This window comes from Martelella sp., assembly GCF_984369615.1.
Genome location: NZ_CFHTCS010000386.1, coordinates 1 through 3901, shown reverse-complemented (window position 1 = coordinate 3901; position 3901 = coordinate 1). Strand labels below are relative to the sequence as shown.

The window sequence follows — 3901 nt, the reverse complement described above, 5'->3', positions numbered from 1 at the left end:
TCGATATGGCCGTCGACATGATTGTTTTCGGCCGAAAGCGTGCCGTCCTCATAATAGAGGCGCCAAGGGCCGTTAAGCACGCCATCCTTCCAGGTAGTTTCGCGCTGGGTCTTGCCATCCGCCCAGTACCGGACCTCCGTGCCGTTTTTGCTGCCGTCATCATAGGGTGTGCGGCCCACGACATTCTCATCCTCGTCGAAGGTCACCATCTCGCCGTCGCGGCGGCCGTCCTCGTTGAGCGGAACGCGGGTCTTGAGGTAGCCCGAGCCGGGATAGAAGGTCTCGATCTTTCCGACCTTGCGGCCTTCATCCAGCGACGGCGCGGTGTTCCAGACACGGGCATAACGGTCATCGTCTTCGTCGTAGATATCGATGATATAGACGCCGTCCTTTGCCTTTTGCGGCGGGGTGTAGCTGTAGGCGCCGTCCGGGGAGGGTGCCAGATTTTCGTCGACATTGGCGGCATGGGCGGCGCCTGCCGCCAGAGCGAGCAGAAGGGCGAGAGCGGTTTTCATCGGGCGTCCTCCCTCGGTTCGGGCAGATCGGGAAAGCGGATTTCGAAACGCCGTGTCACCGGGGCGGAACCGGCGTCCGCTTCAAGGATGCGTTCGGGCCGGCCGGCGGCGCGGATATGGCCGTCTTCGAAGAGCGCCGAAGCGAGCGTGTCGTCGGGGGCGAGGGGCGTGCCATCCGGCGCGACCAGCGCCAGCGCGGTGCCCTCGGCATCGACCAGCCGGAAACGCGCGTTGAATGCGCCAATCGTCATGGTGCTGTCCGCGCCGAGCGCTTCCGGTTCGATCAGCCATGGCCGTTCAGGATCGAGCGTCTCGGTCGCCTCGCGCCATGCGACGGTGGTTTCGCAATCGATGACGACGGTGATCGGATCATGCCCGTAAAAATGCGTACGGATGCCGTCATCGGTCTCAAGCTGCAGCGTCGTCGTACCCGTCCGCTCGTCCGCCTGCGTTTCGAAAACCAGCTCGTGACCGGCAAGCGATACGGGCTCATCCAGCCCCGCCTCGCAGTGCTTCGCCTGCGTCGTCGCGAGCCTGAAACGCAGCGCGGCCAGATCGAGGCCTTCGGGCGTGAGCGCATCGAGCGGCGGCGGCGCGCCGTCAGGATAAAGCGGCCGCATCTCGGGTTCGGTGTCGGGATCGAGGCGTTTGCCGCGCTCGGTGCGGAAGGTGACCGCGCGCGTCGCGGCCGGTGTTTCGGCATAGCGCTCGACGCGAATGTCGATCGTGTCCGGCACGGTTTCAGCCTTCAGCGCCACCCTGATGCCGCTGTAATCCGGCAGCGCCAGCCGGCGCGCCTGGCTTTCCTCCGGCGTCAGCCAGTCCGCGCCGCTGTCGGCGGCATAGATCTGGCCCTTGACGTCGCTGCCTTCCGGGAAGGAAAGGCCGAAGAAATCCCAGGTTTTGCCGGAGAGCAGCAGTTCGTAGCCGTCATCGGTCGGCCGGAACTCTGCCGAGGCGCCGTTGCGGCTCGCGCTGGCCGTCCCGTCCGCGTCCGGTCGCAGCGTCAGGGTGAACGGCTCTGACGGATACCAGTCGACCTTGGCGCTGAGCTCCGTTGCCCGATCCAGCTCGTCGCGGACATCGCCGATGCCGACGGGACGCGCCCGCGAGACCGTCCGGAAACCGCCGTCGCCCGGAACGGTCACGGGCATGGTGGCGATGAACGCGGTCGGCAGTTCGGTGTCGCCGTCGAAGAGATGGAGATCGTGGAGCGCGAAGCGGCCGATATTGCTGCCCGCTGCGGGATCGTGGGCAAAGCTTAGCGTGTAGGTCTTGCCATGCTTGTCGGCCTCTCCCGGCTTGCCGGCGAACACCATGTCCGGCTCGGGCGGCATGACGATGGTTGAAAACGGAAAGGTCGGCATGTCATGCCATTCAGGCTCGCCCCGGAACGCATGGGTATAGAGCGGGAAGGGGCTTTCCGTGTTCGCCATCGCGATGGTCTGGCGCGAAAAGCGCTCGTCGGCCGCGCCGGGATCGATGCGCATGTCATAGGTCATCACCGAGCGCTCGACCCAGCCGCTGTCGCGCGCCAGCACCGAAACGCCGGACAGTCGCGTATCCGCCGACACGCCCTCATAGCGGAGAAACACTGCATCCGGCGTCACCGCGCTGACGGTGATCTCGACATCGGCGATGCCCGGCAGCGTGGTGGTGGTGGACCAGCCTTCCTCGGCTTCGATTTCGACCGGCAGGACCGGCTGGCCGAGCTGGTCGCGCATCTGGGCGAGCATGGCTTCCGGCATCTCGGCATCGCCGCGCGGGGCGAAATCCTTGAGCCCGTGACTTTCCGGATCGATCGTGGCGGAAAAGCCCGCGCGCATCAGCGCGGCAAGGTCATCGGGCGCGTCGCCGAAGGCGGTGCTGGTTACCCGCGATCCCTCGTCATAGGCGAACCACAGCGGGAAGACATCCATGCTGATCTCGCCATCATCGTCACGTCCGGTGACCGCAAAGCGGGTCAGCGCCGAAACGAACTGGTTGTCGTAAAAACCGTCCTGTGCGCTGAAGCCGGAAGACATGGAAATTTCGAGGTGATAGGTCCGTTCGCTGCCAATGTCGGGGTCGAAAATGATGGTCTCGGCCTTTGCCACGCCGGGGATGGCGGCGACAAGCAGGGCGAACCAGAAACGTCGTTCGATCATGCTTTCTCCTTCGATGGCGCAGTCATGAAGGGGCAGGCGGGCAGAGGCAAGTAACTGTAAGTTGAGATTTACTTCTTGTCGGGAAACATCGTTGTAACAAACGGATTTGTTTATGCTTTTTGGTCGGGCTATAAGGTCCCGTCACCCGGATTCGCCACACCAAAAGCCAGGGCCGCCAGCCATTTTATTCATGAAATCACGCTCGGTTTTCCAGACAGTTTTTTCCCGCCGGCATGGTAAATCGGATGGCGGCCTTTTGGTCACGGGGAAGCGGATCATCACGGCCTTCCTGCTTGTGCTGATCTGGCTTGCGCCGGCCTCGGCGCGCGAGCGGATCGAGCGTTTCGAAAGCGACATTACGATCGGCCCGACCGGCCGTCTCGATATCACCGAGACCATCGCGATCAGGGCGGAGGGTTACCGGATCGAGCATGGCATCTATCGCGACCTGCCGATCGCGGGACGGACGGCGGAAGGCGGCGTCGATCCCGGCGCGCTGCAGATCCTGTCGGCCACGCTCGACGGCGCGCCGGTGCCCATGCGCGTTGCCCGCCGCAGCGACTATATCCGCATCTTTCTTGGGGATTCCGGAACCGATCTCGAACCGGGCGTTCACACCTTCCGGCTTGCCTATCGCACCGGACCGCAGATCGAAAGCCGCGACGGTCACGACGAATTCTACTGGAATGTGACCGGCAGCTACTGGGCCTTCCCGATCGACAATGCCGCCGCGACCATTCATCTGCCCGACGGCGCGGCGGCCACACAGGTTGCCGGCTATACCGGGCCACTGGGCTCGACGCGCACCGAGGTGTCCCGCCGCCTCAGCCCGGATGGCGGCACGGTCGATGTCTCGACCTACCGCATTCTCGACCCGGAGGAGGGGCTGACGGTCGCCATCGCATTCCCCAAAGGTTTCGTCAGCGAACCGGCTGCCGCCGCGCGGTTCCGGTGGTGGGGGCGCCGCAATCCGGGCGTCGCGATTTCCGTCATCGGCTTCGGTACTCTCGGCCTGCTGTTTCTGTTGGTCTCCCGGCGGATCAGGCGGCCCGGAGAGGAGCACGCCGGACGCTATCCGGTGGTCGAGCGGCGCAAGCCGCCGCGCGGCACGACGCCGGCTCAGGTGCAGTATATTTCGATGCGGCGCATGCTCGGCCATTCCGCGCTCCTCGCCACGGTCATCAATCTCGGCCTGCGCGGGCTGATGACCATCGTGCCCGAGGGCAAGGCCTGGCGGAT

At 64.7% G+C, this 3901-nt stretch carries 3 protein-coding genes; 1 reads left to right on the top strand and 2 read right to left on the bottom strand.

What is annotated here, in order from left to right:
* Together AC5DC2_RS20755 and AC5DC2_RS20750 are read right to left on the bottom strand one after the other, a co-directional pair.
* Positions 1 to 515: toxin-antitoxin system YwqK family antitoxin (locus tag AC5DC2_RS20755; protein ID WP_491699859.1), on the bottom strand; the 515-nt coding region annotated here is incomplete at its 3' end.
* A complete protein-coding gene (locus AC5DC2_RS20750; protein WP_491699858.1) occupies positions 512 to 2662 on the bottom strand; it encodes a hypothetical protein in 2151 nt (716 codons plus the stop codon). The genes AC5DC2_RS20750 and AC5DC2_RS20755, both read right to left, overlap by 4 nt.
* A 256-nt stretch (positions 2663 to 2918) precedes the next feature.
* On the opposite strand from AC5DC2_RS20750, the gene AC5DC2_RS20745 reads away from it, so the two are divergent.
* On the top strand, positions 2919 to 3901 hold a 983-nt coding region (locus tag AC5DC2_RS20745), incomplete at its 3' end, for a DUF2207 domain-containing protein (RefSeq protein WP_491699857.1).

Coding starts and splice junctions, on each gene's coding strand:
- AC5DC2_RS20750 (WP_491699858.1), bottom strand. CDS start 2,662: ATGATCGAACGACGTTTCTGGTTCGCCCTGCTTGTCGCCGCCATCCCC.